This is a genomic window from Litorimonas taeanensis (assembly GCF_003634015.1).
GTDB classification, from domain to species: Bacteria; Pseudomonadota; Alphaproteobacteria; order Caulobacterales; family Maricaulaceae; genus Litorimonas; species Litorimonas taeanensis.
Window position 1 is genome coordinate 662,709 of the sequence record NZ_RBII01000002.1, and the last position, 17,830, is coordinate 680,538.

Annotated in this window: 15 protein-coding genes; 5 read left to right on the forward strand and 10 right to left on the reverse strand. The window is 46.7% G+C overall.

Annotation, left to right across the window (positions count from 1 at the left end; translation table 11 throughout):
* Nucleotides 1-3: 3 nt before the first annotated feature.
* The 4 genes from holA to DES40_RS11155 all read right to left on the reverse strand — a co-directional run bounded on the left by holA (nucleotide 4) and on the right by DES40_RS11155 (nucleotide 4,844).
* Complete coding sequence (holA, locus tag DES40_RS11140) at nucleotides 4-1,056, reverse strand: DNA polymerase III subunit delta (protein ID WP_121102148.1); 1,053 nt, start codon at nucleotides 1,054-1,056, stop codon at nucleotides 4-6.
* A 12-nt stretch (nucleotides 1,057-1,068) separates the two neighbouring features.
* A complete protein-coding gene (lptE, locus tag DES40_RS11145; protein WP_121102151.1) occupies nucleotides 1,069-1,599 on the reverse strand; it encodes an LPS assembly lipoprotein LptE in 531 nt (176 codons plus the stop codon).
* Between the two features lie 9 nt (nucleotides 1,600-1,608).
* Entirely contained in the window at nucleotides 1,609-4,179 is a 2,571-nt protein-coding gene (leuS, locus tag DES40_RS11150) for a leucine--tRNA ligase (RefSeq protein ID WP_121102154.1), read from the reverse strand.
* 200 nt (nucleotides 4,180-4,379) lie between these two features.
* Nucleotides 4,380-4,844: a DUF3576 domain-containing protein gene (locus tag DES40_RS11155; protein WP_121102157.1), complete on the reverse strand. Its 465-nt coding sequence runs from the start codon at nucleotides 4,842-4,844 to the stop codon at nucleotides 4,380-4,382.
* A gap of 233 nt (nucleotides 4,845-5,077) precedes the next feature.
* Here DES40_RS11155 and DES40_RS11160 point away from each other — a divergent pair, with 233 nt between their 5' ends.
* Nucleotides 5,078-6,922, forward strand: coding sequence for a porin (locus DES40_RS11160; protein ID WP_121102159.1), 1,845 nt, complete (start codon nucleotides 5,078-5,080; stop codon nucleotides 6,920-6,922).
* Here the strand turns inward: DES40_RS11160 and DES40_RS11165 are convergent.
* Nucleotides 6,912-7,904, reverse strand: a complete 993-nt coding sequence (locus tag DES40_RS11165; protein WP_121102162.1) for an N-acetyltransferase — start codon at nucleotides 7,902-7,904, stop codon at nucleotides 6,912-6,914. The genes DES40_RS11160 and DES40_RS11165 overlap by 11 nt on opposite strands.
* A gap of 28 nt (nucleotides 7,905-7,932) precedes the next feature.
* Between DES40_RS11165 and DES40_RS11170 the strand changes: the two genes are divergently transcribed.
* Nucleotides 7,933-8,622: a YggS family pyridoxal phosphate-dependent enzyme gene (locus DES40_RS11170; protein WP_121102165.1), complete on the forward strand. Its 690-nt coding sequence runs from the start codon at nucleotides 7,933-7,935 to the stop codon at nucleotides 8,620-8,622.
* Here the strand turns inward: DES40_RS11170 and DES40_RS11175 are convergent.
* Complete coding sequence (locus tag DES40_RS11175) at nucleotides 8,613-9,143, reverse strand: L,D-transpeptidase family protein (protein WP_121102168.1); 531 nt, start codon at nucleotides 9,141-9,143, stop codon at nucleotides 8,613-8,615. The genes DES40_RS11170 and DES40_RS11175 overlap by 10 nt on opposite strands.
* A gap of 108 nt (nucleotides 9,144-9,251) precedes the next feature.
* Between DES40_RS11175 and DES40_RS11180 the strand changes: the two genes are divergently transcribed.
* The gene (locus DES40_RS11180) at nucleotides 9,252-9,959 is read left to right on the forward strand and encodes a response regulator transcription factor (RefSeq protein WP_121102171.1); all 708 of its coding nucleotides are present in this window, start codon (nucleotides 9,252-9,254) and stop codon (nucleotides 9,957-9,959) included.
* A gap of 8 nt (nucleotides 9,960-9,967) precedes the next feature.
* Nucleotides 9,968-10,606 carry a lysoplasmalogenase gene (locus tag DES40_RS11185; protein WP_121102175.1) on the forward strand — a complete coding sequence of 213 codons (639 nt, stop codon included), beginning with the start codon at nucleotides 9,968-9,970 and terminating at the stop codon, nucleotides 10,604-10,606.
* On the opposite strand, the gene DES40_RS11190 is transcribed toward DES40_RS11185, so the two are convergent.
* On the reverse strand, nucleotides 10,603-11,442 hold the full coding sequence (locus DES40_RS11190) for an exodeoxyribonuclease III (RefSeq protein ID WP_121102177.1): 840 nt from the start codon (nucleotides 11,440-11,442) through the stop codon (nucleotides 10,603-10,605). The genes DES40_RS11185 and DES40_RS11190 overlap by 4 nt on opposite strands.
* Nucleotides 11,443-11,533: 91 nt before the next feature.
* Here DES40_RS11190 and DES40_RS11195 point away from each other — a divergent pair, with 91 nt between their 5' ends.
* Complete coding sequence (locus DES40_RS11195; protein WP_170144971.1) at nucleotides 11,534-12,760, forward strand: FAD-dependent monooxygenase; 1,227 nt, start codon at nucleotides 11,534-11,536, stop codon at nucleotides 12,758-12,760.
* Between the two features lie 193 nt (nucleotides 12,761-12,953).
* On the opposite strand, the gene recF is transcribed toward DES40_RS11195, so the two are convergent.
* From recF to dnaA, 3 genes are all read right to left on the reverse strand, one after another.
* Nucleotides 12,954-14,078, reverse strand: a complete 1,125-nt coding sequence (recF, locus tag DES40_RS11200) for a DNA replication/repair protein RecF (protein ID WP_121102184.1) — start codon at nucleotides 14,076-14,078, stop codon at nucleotides 12,954-12,956.
* Nucleotides 14,079-14,125: 47 nt separating this feature from the next.
* Nucleotides 14,126-15,229 carry a DNA polymerase III subunit beta gene (dnaN, locus tag DES40_RS11205; protein ID WP_121102187.1) on the reverse strand — a complete coding sequence of 368 codons (1,104 nt, stop codon included), beginning with the start codon at nucleotides 15,227-15,229 and terminating at the stop codon, nucleotides 14,126-14,128.
* Nucleotides 15,230-15,899: 670 nt separating this feature from the next.
* Nucleotides 15,900-17,432: a chromosomal replication initiator protein DnaA gene (dnaA, locus tag DES40_RS11210; RefSeq protein ID WP_121102190.1), complete on the reverse strand. Its 1,533-nt coding sequence runs from the start codon at nucleotides 17,430-17,432 to the stop codon at nucleotides 15,900-15,902.
* Nucleotides 17,433-17,830: the final 398 nt, after the last annotated feature.

Genomic DNA, 17,830 nt, shown 5'->3' on the forward strand with positions numbered 1-17,830 from the left:
AAATTAAGTCCTTTTTGCTGCGTAAGACGCCAGCGCAAGAATGAGCCGGCCCATAATAGCTTCTGCGGGAGCTGCAGCCGTTTTAATTTCACGTTCAGCCTTTTGGCTTTGCGTTAGAGCGCGCCGTAACATGGATTGCGGCCATAAGGAAAGGTGGCGTTTAAACATATCTTCCTGCATGGAAAATACGGGTGGCCGCAGACTTCGCATAGCTTGACCCACATTATTACCTCCGTCCATAGCCATTGACGCTTCAATAAGGCGTAAAAGGTGACGCTGAAGGCCGATTAAGATTCCCACAGGGTTTAGTTTACCTGCCATGGCACGGCGATAGCTCGCATCGGCCTCTTCAATTGCTCCGCTAAGAGTTTGCATAACAATCATGTCAATAGAGGCGCTTTGGCCCCCCGCAGCAATGGCGCGAATGTCAGCAACGGTAACGCTTGCCCCTTCAAATTTTCCATACCCTTTATAAAGAGCCATTTTTTCTATTTCGCCCAAGGCAAGTGCATGATCACCTTCAAGTAAAGGGACCCACAAATCTAGAGCATCTGGCATGAGGCTAATGTTATGTTCGGCAAGTTTGCTTTTTGCAAGTTCAGCGATGTCTCGCGCGCTAGCTGCGTAACATCCAATAGCGGCAAAATGGGCTGATGCTTCACAGGCTTTCCGAATGGCGGAGCGCGGCGTCATATCGCCAGCCTCAATGATGAGTTTGGCTTCAGCCTTCTCAGGTTCAGTATCAAACTGCTTAATAAGTTTTGAGATGGCCGCGCCATTGCGCTCATGATCGAGTCGGAGCCGTACAAGACGGTCGTCACCTAATAATGAAAGAGCGCTCATTTCATCGGCTAAGCGCGCAGGGTCTCCAGACAGATCATCGGCGGTCAAAATTGTCGTGCCAAAAGCATCATCAGCGTTAGGCATAAAGACTTTGGAAAGGGCAAGGCTTCTTGCTTTAACGAGTCCTCTGTCTGGTCCAAAGAGCAAAACACCGATAACATCGGCGCTTGGTTTTTCAATAAACCTTGTTGCTCTAGCCCCTGTCAGTTTCATAAAAAAGTAAGATTAAGGTGCGGTCTTAGAGAGGTCCGCCTCTGCAAAATACCCTGCGAGTTTAAAGATTATACGGTCGGCGGCTTCTGCTGCGACATTGCGCACGGCATTATTATTTGAAGCGATAACGGCATAAGGGTCTTCTGACGCTCCATAAGTGGAAACGGCCGTAACATTTCCTGTATTCATAACCTTACCAGAGCGAGTATCAGTTAAAGTATATTTGGCACGAAGACTGCCATCATAGCGTGACGCAACGTCATCTGAGGAAATACCTAGACGCCCTCGACTCCAACTTGGTGAAACGGTCAGAGTGTACGCGCCTTGGTTGACTCCAATTCTATCTCGTAACCGTTGATTTAGATGAAAACTCGCTTCTTTATCATTCGCATCTTTGCCGTCTTCAACGATAAGGGTAATGTTTTGTAAAGCTGAGGCACTATTACTCGATAAGTTACTACCGCCATGAACAGGCGCAAAACCACAGGCCGTTAATAAACCGAGGGATAAAGCCGACAGAATGAGGATTGCTAGATTACGCATAAACGCCTCCTAATTGGCGACTATATTGATAATGCGGCCTGGGACAATGATGACTTTGCGAATTGTTAAACCATCAAGCAACCGCACGACATGTTCATCGGCCAGAGCAAGTGCCTCAATGTCATTTTTACTCATATCGGCGGGAACATTGATTTCGGAACGACGCTTACCATTAACTTGAATAGGCAGGGTAATACTGTCTTCGACGAGCATAGCTTCGTCAATAACAGGCCATGGGGCTTCATAAACCAGAGTATCCCCGCCCAGCTTTGACCAACATTCTTCCGCTAAATGTGGCATGAAAGGCGCAATAGCGCGTATCAGGATGCCGAGGGCCTCCATTTTGGCGTCATCATTTTGTTTATATTTCCCGAGCGCATTTGTGAGTTCGTAAATTTGCGCAACTGAGGTATTAAATCTGAAGGCTTCGATACCGGCTGTGATTTTGTCCATAGCTTTATGGGCAAAACGTCTAAGATCAAGAGCCGGACCTTCAGCTGCCGTTGCAACAACCATGGGGTTGGCACTTTCAATATTCTCTACAAGGGCCCAGACTTTCTTAGAGAATCGCCATGCGCCTACAACGCCTGACTCTGTCCATTCTACATCACGGTCTGGAGGGGAGTCAGATAATACAAACCATCGCGCGACATCTGCGCCATATGTTTTGATGATGTCATCTGGGTCAACAACATTCTTTTTGGACTTGGACATCTTTATGACGTCGCCTTTGGTAACAGGTTTCCCTGTGTTCAAGTCAATCAAATCCCCGTCTTTTTCGTCAACATCAGCGGGAAGAATAAATTTTCCAGCTTCATCCGTATAAACAGCATGTGTCACCATTCCTTGAGTGAAAAGCCCGGCAAAGGGTTCACCATTGGGTAAGTCAAGTAGTCCACAATCCCTTAGGCCGCGCGTAAAGAAGCGCGCATATAAAAGGTGAAGAACAGCATGTTCAACACCGCCAACATATTGATCAACCGGGAGCCAATCACTGGCCGAAGTTTTGTCAAAAGGTTTATCACTGGGCTCGCCATTCCCTTGGCCTCCTGCAAAGCGGGAAAAATACCATGAGCTATCGGCGAACGTGTCCAAAGTATCCGTTTCGCGCCGGGCTGGTTTGCCGCAAGCGGGGCAATTAACATGTTTAAAGGTTGGGTGGCGGTCCAGAGGGTTGCCAGGTATCGTTAGGTCAATGTGATCATATGGCAAAGCAACAGGCAAATCGGCTTCTGGAACGGGTAAGACACCACAATCATCGCAATGAATAACAGGGATTGGGCAACCCCAATAGCGTTGTCGAGAGACACCCCAATCTCTGAGGCGGTAATTTGTTACGCCCTTTCCAAGGCCCATATCCTCTATTTTAGAAATAGCCGCGGACAGCCCATCGGCTTTATTCAGCCCGTTAAGGAAACCAGAATTAATTAACGTGCCTTCTCCAGTGAAGGCCTCTGTGACTATGGAATAAGTGTCCGCGCTTTCATTTTGGGGCAATACTACGGGCGTTACATCGAGATGATATTTACGAGCAAAATCAAGGTCACGCTGGTCATGCGCAGGACAACCAAATATAGCGCCAGTGCCATAGCCCATTAAAACAAAATTTGCGATCCAGACGGGTAGGGTCTTACCTTCAATGAAGGGGTGCTTAACCTTTAATCCCGTATCATATCCAAGTTTTGGTGCTGTCGCGATGGCCTCTTCAGTTGTACCAATTTTAGCACATTCGGCGCGGAAGCTTTCAACGTCGGAATGGTTTTTCGCTAAATCTTTAACTACGGGGTGGTCAGGCGATAAAGCAATGAAGCTTGCTCCAAATAATGTATCGGGCCGAGTGGTGAAGATTTCAAAATCAGGCATTTCGCCTAAACCTTCGAAACGCATCTCAAGGCCCTCGGACTTACCAATCCAATTTGCTTGCATTGTACGAACTTTTTCAGGCCAACGGTCGAGCGTGTCTAATCCCTCTAAAAGCTCTTCAGCGTAATTCGTGATTTTGAAAAACCACTGATCCATATCGCGCTGTTCAACAACCGCACCAGAGCGCCAGCCTTTGCCATCAATAACTTGTTCATTTGCGAGTACAGTATTATCTACTGGGTCCCAATTGACCTTGGCAGTTTTGCGATAAACAAGGCCTTTTTCCCAAAACTTAAGAAAAATGGCTTGTTGTTGCTTGTAATAAGCTTCGTCACAGGTCGCGAATTCCCGGCTCCAATCTAAGGCAAAGCCTAGACGTTTCATCGGCGCGCGCATGGCATCTATATTGCCATAGGTCCAATCTTTAGGGTGGCCGCCACTTTCTTTGGCAGCGTTTTCAGCAGGCATTCCAAAGGCATCCCAACCCATAGGGTGAAGGACTTCAAACCCCTGCGCTTTTTTATATCGCGCAACGACATCCCCCATAGCGTAATTACGGACATGCCCCATATGGATACGGCCGCTCGGATATGGAAACATTTCAAGCGCGTAAAATTTTGGTTTGTCGCTGTTATCATCGGCGCGATAAATATCACGGGATTCCCAAACGTCTTGCCAGCGTGGCTCAACCTCGGATGCATTATAGCGTTCAGACATGGATTGTCGGCCTCAATTCGAATTTAAGCCCGTTCTATAGCAGAGTCATAAGGCTTTGCTAGGTCTATATGAACGAACAAGCTCAGCACCAAATGCGAGTGGTTATAAGTTAATTTTACAATCAATGGCGACAAGCCGAAACCCAACTAGCCTGACCAGTAATGGGTTTTAGATTCGCGCCTAAATTAGAGCTACCAAGGCTATCTGCTGTCAACGGTTGCGATATAGAGTTCACGGGCGCGAGTTAGAATAGCATTTTCGATTTGACGGGCTGTATCTGCATCCACAGACGCGTCTTCCCAACCGCCCGCATTACGCGTTTGTTTGAAAATAGAAGCCTTTAAAGCATCAGCACGCAAAGCCGTATCAAGTATGTAAACATTGGCCTTAAAACGCTCAGTGGGGGCTTCAGCAGATGTGTACCAGTCCGTAACGATGACGCCGCCGAAAGGATCTACTTGTTCCAGAGGCATGAAGTTCAGTGTTTCAAGAGAAGCGCGCCACAAATAAGAGTTCACGCCCATATTTGGAGCTTTCGCTGCGGCAGCGGCTCGCTCGGCCTTTTTGCTTTTGCCAGAAAGCGTACTGCATCCACCGAGGGCAGAGGCTATGATAAGCGCCGAGGCAGCACTTAAAAGAAGAGGGCGGCTTAGTTTCGATAACATTCACGAACTCCGAAAGAAAAAAGGCTTTTGCGGCTTATAACGCAAAATATCTGTGGGACTAGTCTCTCTTTGCAGGAAAGCAGAAATGGCGACTAGCCATTTTCCCCCATAAAACCGTAGTTTTTAATCTTTGTTAACCATTTTTTAGGGAGGCTTAGGGCAAACAAAAGGTTAACACGCCTTTATGATTTGGTTTTTTGAAGAGGCGGATAAGAAGAACATAAAGGTGAATTATGAACGATAGTGCTTTCACAAAGCCAGTATCGCCTTCAATTCCTAAAACATCTTATGTTTTAGGTTCGGTTATTGTTATTGCCTTAGGTTCTATGACAATTGCTAGCGCGCAGTCACCCTTTGCAAACCAAAAGAAGCAACAAGCTTGGGAATTACCGCAAAACACACAAACACAATCACCCCCCCAGCAGCGTGCAACGCAACAGCCTATAACTCAGACACCGACGACGACTCAGAGTTATCCATCTGCGGCCCCTGCAGCGACGTCATATTCTGGACCATATTCCTCTCAACAGGCCTCTCAGCCCTACACATCACAACCGAATACCACGCCGTCGCAATCTGGATATGCGTCGCCCTTAACGTCACAGCAAACGGCACCGACCCCTCCTCGTGCGACTTCTCCAAAGGCGACTCCAACGTCAAATTATTATTATCCGCAGCCTTCTTCTTCATCGCCGACAGGGCAGTCCGCCCCTCTAAATAACTCCGTGCCTCAAAACAACGCGCCTCAAAACAATAATGGGGTATATTATTATGGCGGACAGAGCGGAGGTCATGCTGCACCTTATTCAAACTCGCCCTATCAACCTGCTTCAACGCAAACATACCCTGCTCAAACTTATCCGCCTCAGGCGACTCGCCAAGGGCCTAAAAGCTGGAAAGAAAAATTGGGTCTAGATAGGATATCAACTGTATTTCGAGGCTTTGTCAAAGGCGGCGTAGGCGCTGTGCATCAGGACACAGGGGCAGATAGTGATTGGGACGACGCTTATATTGGCGACGCAAAAGCAGAGTTCGAAATAAGCGCCATTACTGATTCAGGCTATGAATATGGTGTGAACCTAGAAGGGCGTGCACAATATGACAAAAACCGACGAGGCTTTGGCGGCCGTGTTACAGACTGCCCTCCAACCGAGTTAGGCTGTTCTTCAGCTGTCATTGAAGGAACGCCCACGGCATTACGAGGTCACACCTCTAGATTCTATAGTTTTGGTGTCGATGACGCAAAAGAGTCAGAGCTCGCATTAGAAAGCGCGCATCTATTTTTACGTAGCGCCTATGGTGACTTTACAATTGGCCGAGATGATGGCGCAGCCTATCTATTCAGTCTTGGCGCACCTAGTCTTTTAGCTATTGGGGCTTCGAATTCCTCAACTGACTATACGGGTTTGGATGGCGTTAAGACAGTGAATGATGCCTCAGGATTTTCTGAAAAAATTACTTATACAAGTCCACGATTATTAGGCGACACAGTTGGTGTTGGTGTACAAATAGGCGGTTCTTATGCGTTAAACGCTCGGGCCTGCGGTGTGGACTATTGTGTGAAAGCTACAGATGTTGTGGGCACAGCCTCTCCAGATATTGAGGATATATTTGAAGTCGGCCTAGCTTTAGATCGGACTTTTACAAATGGTCTTAAAATGGAAGCCACAGCAACATATGCCGTTGGGTCAGAACAAAGTGGATATGACGCCTTTGATGACTTGAAGTCTTATAATGTTGGCGCGGAAGTGTCATGGATGGATGTGACGCTTGGCGGATCATTTTTGCAATCAAATAATGGTCTGGCGAATGGCGACTATCAAGCTTGGGACATTGGCGCGACGTGGAAACCTTCCGCGCTTGGGTTCACTCTGGGCTATGGTCATGCCAAAGACGAAAATGTAAGTTTACTATCTGATCAATTTCTCGCTGGAATAAGTTATGATTTTGACAAATTTACACTAGGTGCGGGCGCGCAATATATTGAACGCGAAACCTATGGATTTGATGGAACAGCAATTGCCCCGAGCACAGATAAAGCCACAGCCCTCTTTGTTGAGGGTGGTTTTAAGTTTTAAAGTCTTCTGGGTTTAAGGCGGACATTTCGGCCCATTCAGGCTTGCGTTTGAACCAAACAGCGACAAAGGGACATCCGGGTATAATTTTATAGCCCATATTTTTTGCGTCTTCTGACATAGCCTTTACGAGAGCCGTTCCAACGCCTTGCCCGCCCATTGATTTCGGAACGCCAGTATGGTGCGCATTATAAACGCCCTTGGCCACTAAATTGAGATCTAAAACAGCTTCATCATCCAATCCTGGAAACTGGGCTTTGAATTGCAGTTTATCCCCGGATTCTGATTTGGTAATTTTAAGGCCTGTTCTCTTATCTGTGGTGTTTTTCGTCATAGTATTCTCCTGTGTTAAGGCCCCAACCGCAGCAATACCTGCGATGCCTGTATCGCTAAGCTCTGGTGCCGTCTTAGGATTAATCCCCCCGAGAGCGTAAACGGGGACGGCAAAACGCTCTACCTTCTGTCTTAGGGTCTGTACCCCGATAGGATCACCCGCGCTCGGGCTTTGGCTTGGAAAAATGGCCGAAACGAGAAGACCGTCTACTGGCGGTAGTGGGTGAGGGTATTGGGTATGCTTAAGGGCCGCGAGCGTAGTGATGGCTTTGGGGTTTGAAACCTGAAATTTTTGTATCGCTTCTAGCGAGGTTGAGCGAATAAAGTGCAAACCGTCACAGTTTGCGTCCAGGGCTTTAGACCGTAGTAATAGTTGTTGTTTTTTCTTTTGGCTTATGTTGCGCAGAGACCGTGCGATATTGGGATCAAAATCGATATATCGATATATTATAGCGCAATGATCGGGCAGATTTCCTGCCCATCTAATGGTGTCTGGAGTACGGATAGGGTCGCTCATAGCAATGAGTGGTGACAACCGAGATTTAATTTTTCCAGAACTCAGATATTTTTCCCGTAAATTGAGAGCATGTTCACCCAAAGGGTGACTTTGCAAACCGGGCCAGACTTTGTATGGGGGCGTTATGTCAGACATAAACCCCGAAACTTCCTCTAGCGATTCTATGACAGTTCAAGATAGACATGCCATGATTATGGCGCGTATGGCGAAGTCTGCCAAGCGTGCTGGACGGAATGTGAATGATATTTCTCTCATTGCTGTCAGCAAGGTGCAGCCTGATACACGTATTGAGGCCATGTTAAAGGCAGGACAAACGCAATTCGGTGAAAACCGTGTCCAAGAAGCACAAACCCGCTGGGGTGAGAAATTCGCGCAAGCCCGTAAAAATATAGAGCTTCGCCTTATTGGACCTTTGCAATCTAATAAAACAGAGGACGCCGTGGCATTATTTGATGTCATAGAAACGGTCGATCGGGAAAAACTATTAAAGACATTAGCAAAGTCTAAGCAAGACATGACCGCGCAAGATGCAAAGGAGACCTTTCCGCGTCTTTATGTTCAGGTCAATACAGGTGAAGAGCCACAAAAGTCCGGTGTGATGCCATCTGAACTGCCAACATTTATAACGTTGATGAGAGAGACTTACGACCTTCATCCAGAGGGCCTTATGTGTATTCCGCCGCAGAATGAGGCCCCATCCCCGCATTTCTGGCTTTTAAAAAAATTGGCATGCAATGTTGGCATCGAAAATTTGTCAATGGGTATGAGCGGTGATTTTGAAGTGGCGATAGAAATGGGCGCTACATCTATACGCGTTGGCTCGGCATTATTTGGTGATCGCGATTATGCGTAAATATTCACGGCCATGCCGCAATGTAGTTTGGGCAATAATCTGATCATGTCATCAGGTGAAAACCCTATACAACCTAATGTCTTTCTATCATCTGGCTGTGCGATATGAATAAAAACGGCGCTTCCCATGCCTGGCTTGGGCGGACTGTCATTATGGCTCACAACTAAGATGATATCATACGCGCCATCTTCTCGCCAAAGGGCCTCATGACTGGCCGAGAAAGGTAATTTAATAAACCGGTTATAAGCGGTACTGTTCACGTCATCACACCAACCATCATTTGGCTGTAAGGGACGCCAAGTAAGAGGAGATAATGAATTGCGCGGCGGCGGGGACAATCTATCCGCGCGATATAACCCCCAACGCAAATTATAATGACCCAAAGGTGTCTTTTCATCCCCTTCACACCCGTTAGTAGAATCGATATATCCGCCCCTCCCAATCCGGCATGGCAGAATATAATGCCCCAGAATGGCTGTACTAGACGAGCAATCAATATCAAGGCGAAGGTGTTTAGACATATACTCCTCTCACATTTGTGATGTAATTTGTATAAACTGCGATTAGCATTAAAAGGAATGACACAATAAGACACCACAAATTTTGTTTGGCTATCATAGGACTGAAACATGGCTGTTAAAAAACGCATACTGCTGGTTGACGATGATGAAATGCTTCGAGGCGAGCTTGTCGAACAATTTGCTGTTTATGATGAGTTTGAAACCTTCGATGTTGGCACGGCGACATTAGGTATTGATGCGGCCAAGAACCAAACATTTGACCTTATTATTTTGGATGTTGATTTGCCCGATATGCTGGGAACAGAAGCTTGCGAGCTTATGCGTAAGGCAGGAGTGGCCGCGCCTATCGTTATGCTGACGGGCAATGATGGAGAAATGAATGAAATTTTGGGTCTGAATTCTGGAGCCAATGATTATGTGACGAAACCCTTTCGTTTTTCGGTCCTGTTAGCGCGGCTTCGCGCCCATCTTCGAAGCTTTGAGCAAAGCGAAGATGCGATTTTTCAAATCGGACCTTATGCCTTTAAACCTGCCTTTAAACGTTTAACCCCGCCTCAAGAAGAGGGAGGGCGAGCGGTGCGTGACATCAGATTGACGGAGAAAGAAACCAATATTTTGAAATATCTCTATCGGGCTGGCGGAAAAGCTGTGGCAAGGGAGGAGCTATTAGAAGAGGTTTGGGGATATAACTCAGGCGTGACAACACATACATTGGAAACTCATGTTTATCGTCTTCGCCAAAAAATTGAGCCAGAGAAGGGGATAGCATCAATTCTCATGACAGAGCCCGGTGGATATAGATTGGCGTTGGATTAACAATATAAATGGCCCTTCTCGGTCTTTATTGTCTTCTCGTTATCGCGCTTCTTTTGGCTGAACTGAAACAAGTGCGGCGGGCTCAAATGATTTTCAAACCCGCCGCGGCATTCGGGTTTGTTTTACTAGCTTTGCAGCAGGGCGCGCTGGAGACTGATTTTGGTATATTAATTTTTATTGGCCTTGTTGCTTGTGCATTAGGAGATATTTTTCTTTTATCGCGTCACAGTCAGGCAATGTTCAAATCAGGCATGGCCGCTTTCGCCATAGGCCATGTTTTTTTTATTTTCGCAGCAAATCATATAAGTAACCCAAACATCACCTTATTCTATTGGGGAGGCAGCTTACTTTTTGGCGTCATATTAGCCTATATTGTGTTCCGATATTTAAAGCCGCGCCTGCCCAAAGATTTGGTGTGGCCTGTTGGATTTTATACTTTGATAATTTCGGCTATGATTATCTACGCCTTACAATCAGACTTCCTTGGGCCGCATATATATATTGTGCCCGCCGCCCTTTTATTTGCGATATCTGATCTATTTGTTGCAAGAGACCGTTTTATTCGGCCAAGCTCAAATAACGCGATTCTCATCACGCCACTATATTTCACGGCGCAAGCTTTATTTGCATTGAGTGTGACGGTTTAGTCGCGTAATTCCATTATCTGCGTGATGGGAACGTGGTCAGATGGTTTTTCCCAAATTCGGCAAGGCACATGAATTTTATATCCTGATTTTCCTTGAGATTCGACGCAAGATTTTAAAGTGGGACTCACCCAAATATGATCTAAACGACGGCCTCGATTAGAGGCCATCACATCACGCGCCCGGTAAGACCACCAGCTATAAAGCTTTTCTGTATCATCATGAAGAAGGCGGGCTGTATCTGTAAAGTCATGTGTAGCCTGTAGCTTCGCTAATAACTCGACTTCTAGGGGTGTGTGACTGACGACTTTCAATAGCTGTTTATGGCTCCAAACATCATTTTCATGAGGGGCAATATTAAAGTCTCCCACCAAAACTTGTTGGTCATCCCCTTTGGAGAAGCGTTCTGAAAAATAGGCATTCATCGCGGCAAGAAAATCGAGTTTATGTTGAAATTTGTCGTTTATTTCTGGATCCGCAACATCGCCACCTGCGGGAATATAAAAGTTGTGAAACTCAAAATCTTGATCGCAGTCTTTGCCCTTTGCTATCACGCGTGTACTTACATGGCGGGCGTGTCCTAGAGGGCAAAATGTGGTTGGCAGTCTCTCCATGGGTAACTTTGAAAGTGTTGCGGCGCCATGATACCCTTTTTGTCCCGCAACTTCGATAAATTCATACCCAGCCTCACGAAAGGGCGCGAAAGGAAATTGCTCCTCTTGGCATTTGATTTCTTGTAACCCCAAAATGTGAGGTTGCTCTTCTTCCAAAAAGCGCAAGACTTGATCCAAGCGCAAGCGGACTGAATTGATATTCCATGTAGCGAGTTTGATTTTCATGGGGAGAGGATAATCCTTTAAGAGGTGATTGTAACCCTAAATGCCGCATTATTGCGGCTATAACTCAATAGATTTTATGATAAGATATCTTGTGAAAACAAATTATGACATTTTGATTGTGGGTGGAGGGCTCATCGGCCAATTGGCGGCCCTAGCGTGTGCTAAAATTGGTAATTTATCGATAGCACTCATTGACGGCCGCGACATCCTGAATTCAGAAATATATGAACAAGATGGACGCGCATTCGCTTTGTCGCCAAGCTCCGTGCGTTTGCTAAACCATTTGAAAATAGAGACAGACAATCTCTCGCAACCTATACAAGATATGTTGATTACTGATGGCGAAATTGGAGAAGAGAATGCTTGGCGTCTTCACTTTAATTCTTCATCTATCCCTCATGACAAAATAGCAGAGATGATAGAAAGCCGTCTTCTGTCAGTGGCTACGCTCAATCGTTTAAAAACAGAGAGCGCCATTACAGTTATAGCGCCGCACTTTATTTCAGACTTAATTCATGACGACAGCGGCGTATCGGGCATCGTGGCAGGTAAAAAGATTACAGCTGATTTGCTTATTGCGGCGGATGGCGCTGGATCGCCTATTCGGAAAGCGGCTGGCATTCTTTATGAAGGGCGAAGCTATAACCAAAAATCTTTGGTTACAACAATAGCGCATAGCTTACCTCATGAAGGGTTGGCTGTGCAGCGATTCCTCCCCGGCGGCCCACTCGCGATTTTACCTTTGATAGATCAACGAAGCCAAATTGTGTGGAGTGATACGTCACGCGCCATAGAGGCGGCCTGTAATCTTACAGAAAATGATTTCCTCACAGAGTTAAACCATAGGATTGGTGGACATTTAGGCGATATTTCACTTATCGCCCCACGCCAGAATTATGGGTTGGCCTTGCAAATAGCGCAAAGTGTTACAGCTAAGCGATTAGCTTTAATCGGGGATGCGGCCCACGTTATTCACCCAATGGCCGGCCAAGGACTAAATCTGGGTTTGCGTGATATAGCAGCGCTTTATGATGTATTGAAAGACGCCCGAAGTGTTGGACGCGACATAGGCGGCGCCGCCTTAGAAAATTATGCGTCTTGGAGAAAAACAGATGTTACGGCTTTGGCTGCGGCAACGGATGGTTTGTCGTATCTTTATAATCCCGCCAATGGCCCATTGAGTCGCCCTGCGAGTAAAGCTCTGGCTCATCTTCGGCGAGCGGGATTGTCTGCTATAAACGAGTCAGAGTTTCTAAAGACAATTTTAATGAGCGAAGCCGCAGGAGTTGGGAATTTGCAGCCAAGTTTATTGACATAAATTGGGAATATTTAAGTTTACAAAAAAATGAAAGAAGAGCATTAGGCCTCTTCATAACGCACGGCCGGGCAGGGCTTGCTGCAAATCATCACCCTATTCACGAACCCCCCTAAGTGTATATCAGGTTAGTATCGAACATTGCGCCCCGTTTCGATACTGACGCCCTGTTGTGCTACGGCGCAACAGGGCACTTTTATGAATTGACACTCTGAACATGGCCGTCTTTCACTTCAAAATTTTGTGAGCGTCCATCAAAGGCCTTAAAGAGGCTTTCATCTGTTCCAGTCATAAAAACTTGTGTTTCCAAAGCGAGTAATTCCTCAATCAAGGCCGCTCGGCGGCCTTCGTCCAAATGAGCGGCCACTTCATCAAGTAAAAGGATAGGTTTTCGTGATTTTATAGTCGGTCCATTATGTGTCCGCGCTTGAGCAAGCATGAGGCCGATGAGTAGAGCTTTTTGTTCCCCAGTCGAACAGTCGCTGGCAGGCATGGATTTAGCAATATGAGTCACACATAAATCTGAGCGATGAGGCCCAATTAAGGTTCGGCCCGCCCGTTGAGCCAGACTTCGGCCTTTTGCTAAATCTTCTTTCAAGGCGTTTTGCACACCTTGGGTGTCCATACCCTTTAGTGACAAAGTCTCATAATGGCCTTCAATAGATATCTGCGCTTTGGGGAACACAGAGTCACGGGCAGAAATTTCGGCTTGCAAGGCTGTCAGAGTTGCTGCCCGCGCCTCGGCGATTTGCGACCCATAAATTGCTAAGTCTGTTTCTAGGGCTTCAAACCAACGCGTGTCCTGAACACCGTCTGACAAAAGGCGATTTCTTTCACTTCGCGCTTTCTCGTAGCGTGAACTGATGGCCCCGTGACCCGGGACGTGAGCGAATACAAAGCGGTCTAAGAATTTTCGCCTATCACCCGCTGGGCCCGTGAATAACCGATCTTGAACCGGGGTAAGCCACATAAGGTTTATTTCTTGAGCCAGTTCTGTGCTGGTCGCATTCGCGCCATTAAGACGTACAAGTCGGCGGCGCGGATATTCGGGAATCTGCCCGATACTTATTTTGGTTTCATTATTGAGTGTGGCGTTTATGCCCCAGGCAACAGCCTGGCTATTGATTGTTCTTTTAGCCAGATCCTCAATTTTGGCGCGGCGCATACCGCGACCCGGCGACAGAAACGAAAGCGCTTCTAAGAGATTGGTTTTACCCGCGCCATTCGGTCCAAACAATACAACGGGTTCTGGGCCGAAGGTGACATCGAGACTGTGATAATTTCTAAAGTCAGTTAGACGCAGGGCAGATATATGACGCACGCCTAAGCCCTAATAAGAAAGCAGCGCGAAGCGTGCCACATTCACAATTAAACGCGTAAAGGCATTAAGACGAAAAGCGCATCTGGGTCTTCGCTATCTTTAACCAAGGCAGGACTTGCTGAGCTATCTAAATAGAACGTAGCATCTCGGCCCTCAATTTGACCGGTGACATCTAGTAGATATTTTGCATTAAACCCAATTTCGAGCGGGTCTTCAGAATAACTTACAGCAAGGGCTTCATTTGCATTTCCGCTTTCTGGGTTGTTAACGGTAAGCTCTAAATTATCTTCGCTAAGCGACATTTTTATTGAACGGGATTTTTCTGCTGAGATTGTAGAAACACGATCTACGGCGTCGGCAAAAACTTTATTGTCAATGACAAGCTCTTTAGGATTATTTTTGGGAATGACGCGCTCATAATCTGGGAAGCTCCCATCGATGAGTTTAGAGGTCAGAACAGCCGTACCTGTTGTGAAACGAATTTTTGCTTCGGAAACACTCATGGCAACATTGCCATCTGCACCATCAATCAAACGACGGATTTCTGCGACTGCCTTACGGGGTATAATAACGCCTGGCAGATCTTCTGCACCAGCAGGCAGGTCTGTTTCTGCTAAAGCCAGTCTGTGCCCATCGGTGGCAACGGCGCGAAGTTTTCCAGCATTGGCATGGATGTAAATTCCATTCAGATAATAGCGGGTTTCTTCGGTGGAAATTGCGAACCGTGTCTTGTCTATCAGGCGCTGTAAATCCGATGCAGCCATGACGAATTCATGGGTGAATCCCTCTGCTGTCATTTTCGGAAAATCACCTGACGGCAATAAAGGCAATGTAAAATGAGCGCGGCCCGAATCTACATCCAGACGCTCATCACTATTAATTTGTAATACGACTTGTGCGCCGTCTGACAGTTTTCGAACAATATCATATAAGGTGTGAGCGGGGGCTGTAATTTGACCGGGTTGACCCACATCTGCACCTGTAGATTCAGACATTTCAATATCCAAATCTGTAGCCACTAAATTCACTTGATCGCCTTCTGCGCTCAATAAAACATTAGAGAGAATAGGAATTGTGTTGCGTCGTTCGACAACATTCTGAACATGTCCAAGCGCTTTCATTAAGGCGCTGCGTTCTAGGGTGACTTTCATGATGCTTCTCTCATTTCGGACGGGCGCGAGGCGCCATAATTCTTTGGGCCTAACCATAATCGACACACAAAATAGAGCAAGAGAGAATACAGTTCAGCGAATATGGCGGCACGCCTTTTAAACACGCACTCTCTGAAGGCTAAGACTTTATTTTTTTGGTCAAGGAAGTTGGTTTAGAGAGGTAGGCGGGTTCAAGAGTTAACGTTAAACCCCTTAAATCGCTGAAAACCGCCCCAAAAGCACAACAATAATTCATATGACATGACATCTTGCCCGATAAATCAGCAGGCAAGTGTAACAAGCCGCTTTTAAGTAGGCAGAGTTTGAAAAAATATTCATCAGCTGTTTAAAAACAATCAGCATCACTCTTTCCCCGATGCGACCAACTTTAGGCCCGGACATGTTCCGGGCTTTTTTTGTGGCTAAAGAAGAGAAGAGATACCTTCTAGATATCAATGCGCAACAAGGTCATAGAGGCTATGGCCAGTAATCAAGAGCAAGCAAAACCCGCCATCTCTACTCTAGGCAGTAAAGCCTTCTATAACCGGATGTTTCTTAGCGAATGCGGTGAATTGTTAACTAGAAAAATAGACCCGCCCAAATATGGCGAGTCTTTAAGAGGATAAGGGCCTGCCAATACTATCAGCGCGCACAAAGTCGTAGGCGCGGGCTAAGTTTTTAAAGTCGCCTCAACGGCCTCGATTTGACCGTTAAATTCAGCATCAACAGCTCGAAGTTCATCAATGCGTTTCACGGCATGCATAACGGTCGTGTGATCGCGCCCTCCAAAACGACGGCCAATATCTGGCAAGGAGCGCTTGGTCAGTTTCTTTGAGAGATACATGGCGACTTGACGTGGGCGCGCTATTTGGCGGGCGCGGCGTTTCGATACCATATCTGTTAGGCTTAATCCAAAGGCTTCGCAGACCGCGCGCTGTATGCGATCAACGGTAAGGCGCTGTCCAGCCATATAACGAGAGTCAGAAAGTGTGTCTTGTACTGTTTCAAGAGTAATTGGCGTGCCAAGGAACTCACTTTGAGCGACGATTTGATTAAAGGCCCCTTCTAGGTCACGCGGCGTAGCATTCATACGCGCAGCCAAATGGTCACGTGCATTTTGCGGAATAGCGAGCTCAGGATTACCAGAGGCGCGTCGACGTTGAATCAGGCGGTCTAATATGCGCAGGCGTAGCTCATAATCAGCGGCGCCAATACGGCAAACCAGACCCGAAGATAAATATGATTTTAAGCGATCTGAGGCTTTTTCAATTTTGTCTGGGTGGCGATCCGCGGCGATAAGAATTTGACGGCCCTGCGCGACAAGGCTTACTAATGTATGGAGCAATTCTTCTTGGCTGCCAGGCTTGTCAGCGATGAAGTGAGCATCATCAATAATGAGCAGGTCAACATCACGTAGAGAGGCTTTAAAGGCTTCAATGGCGTCACGGCCAGTGCCACGTACAGATGAAACGAAAGCGGAAACAAAATTTTCCGACGAAATAAGTTTCACGCGATAGCTAGGATCAGAGGCTCGCGCCGCATCTTCTATGGCGTGAAGTAAGTGTGTTTTTCCCATACCGTTCGCGCCGTGAATAACAATCGGGTTATATTGTGGAGCGCGGCAAGACGCGATTTGGCGTGCAACGGCAAAGGCGAGTTCGTTGGATGCACCGACAACAAAATTATCAAATGTGAAGCGGTCACGTGGATTATCAGTTGAAGTGGGCTTTGTCTCTTCTAGGTCTGCAGGTACAGGAACGTCTGATTTGACTTCTTGTAAATATGGGGTGTGAAGCGGCGCCGTATTTTCCGCCGCCTTTCTACGGGGCGTTGGGGAGGCTAAGGCTGAGCGTTCATTGGTGGCAGAGAAAATGATATCTCGAGGCGGCGCAACCATGTCATGCTTTTTCCATAAACGTCTTACAGTGTCCGCATAATTGGCTTCAATTTTTGAAGCAATAAAACGAGACGGCGCGGCGAGTGTTACAATTCTCTCATTAGCCTGACTCACGCGAAGTTGCCCCGTCCATGAACGATGAACATTTGGGCCAAGAGCATATCCCAGATCTGTTTTGACTTTTGCCCATGTGTTATGGGCGCTCTGTAAAGGCGGTTCACCTGTGTAGAGATCTGGTGCCGAAGTCGAACGTTTTACGGGTTGTTTCCGTGAAGCGTGAGGCGAGCTAGAATTGGCATCATTCATCAAAATTCACTCCAAACGGAACCAGGGGGGTTAAACGTCAAAAACCCCTACAAATTTACAATTTAATGGAACCCCGCGTAAAGAAGACCCCTCCCTCAGACGCTTGGCTATCCCTGACACTGAAGAGCTTTGGCGAGCGCTGTCGGCATCTCAGTGTTCCCTTTTAAAGCGACTCTTTTCGCTTTCGTCAACGGACAAAAATTGAGAAAAAGGCGACCTTTCCAGTTGACTCAAAAAAACGTAAGAATCTCAAAAAGGTGGCGTCTTAAAAATTTCACATTTCCGTGAAATTTTTTTTAGGTCTAAAAAAGGGCTCAGGCCTTGTTAAAAAATTCACCCCTCTATGACGCGCTAAGCACAAAAATTTTTCGTTCAAGTGAAGACTGTAATCTATAGAG

Bases quoted from the DNA above. Each gene is read 5' to 3' on its own strand.
- holA (WP_121102148.1), bottom strand. From the start codon at position 1,056: ATGAAACTGACAGGGGCTAGAGCAACAAGGTTTATTGAAAAACCAAGC.
- lptE (WP_121102151.1), bottom strand. From the start codon at position 1,599: ATGCGTAATCTAGCAATCCTCATTCTGTCGGCTTTATCCCTCGGTTTA.
- leuS (WP_121102154.1), bottom strand. From the start codon at position 4,179: ATGTCTGAACGCTATAATGCATCCGAGGTTGAGCCACGCTGGCAAGAC.
- DES40_RS11155 (WP_121102157.1), bottom strand. From the start codon at position 4,844: ATGTTATCGAAACTAAGCCGCCCTCTTCTTTTAAGTGCTGCCTCGGCG.
- DES40_RS11160 (WP_121102159.1), top strand. From the start codon at position 5,078: ATGAACGATAGTGCTTTCACAAAGCCAGTATCGCCTTCAATTCCTAAA.
- DES40_RS11165 (WP_121102162.1), bottom strand. From the start codon at position 7,904: ATGTCTGACATAACGCCCCCATACAAAGTCTGGCCCGGTTTGCAAAGT.
- DES40_RS11170 (WP_121102165.1), top strand. From the start codon at position 7,933: ATGACAGTTCAAGATAGACATGCCATGATTATGGCGCGTATGGCGAAG.
- DES40_RS11175 (WP_121102168.1), bottom strand. From the start codon at position 9,143: ATGTCTAAACACCTTCGCCTTGATATTGATTGCTCGTCTAGTACAGCC.
- DES40_RS11180 (WP_121102171.1), top strand. From the start codon at position 9,252: ATGGCTGTTAAAAAACGCATACTGCTGGTTGACGATGATGAAATGCTT.
- DES40_RS11185 (WP_121102175.1), top strand. From the start codon at position 9,968: ATGGCCCTTCTCGGTCTTTATTGTCTTCTCGTTATCGCGCTTCTTTTG.
- DES40_RS11190 (WP_121102177.1), bottom strand. From the start codon at position 11,442: ATGAAAATCAAACTCGCTACATGGAATATCAATTCAGTCCGCTTGCGC.
- dnaN (WP_121102187.1), bottom strand. From the start codon at position 15,229: ATGAAAGTCACCCTAGAACGCAGCGCCTTAATGAAAGCGCTTGGACAT.
- dnaA (WP_121102190.1), bottom strand. From the start codon at position 17,432: ATGAATGATGCCAATTCTAGCTCGCCTCACGCTTCACGGAAACAACCC.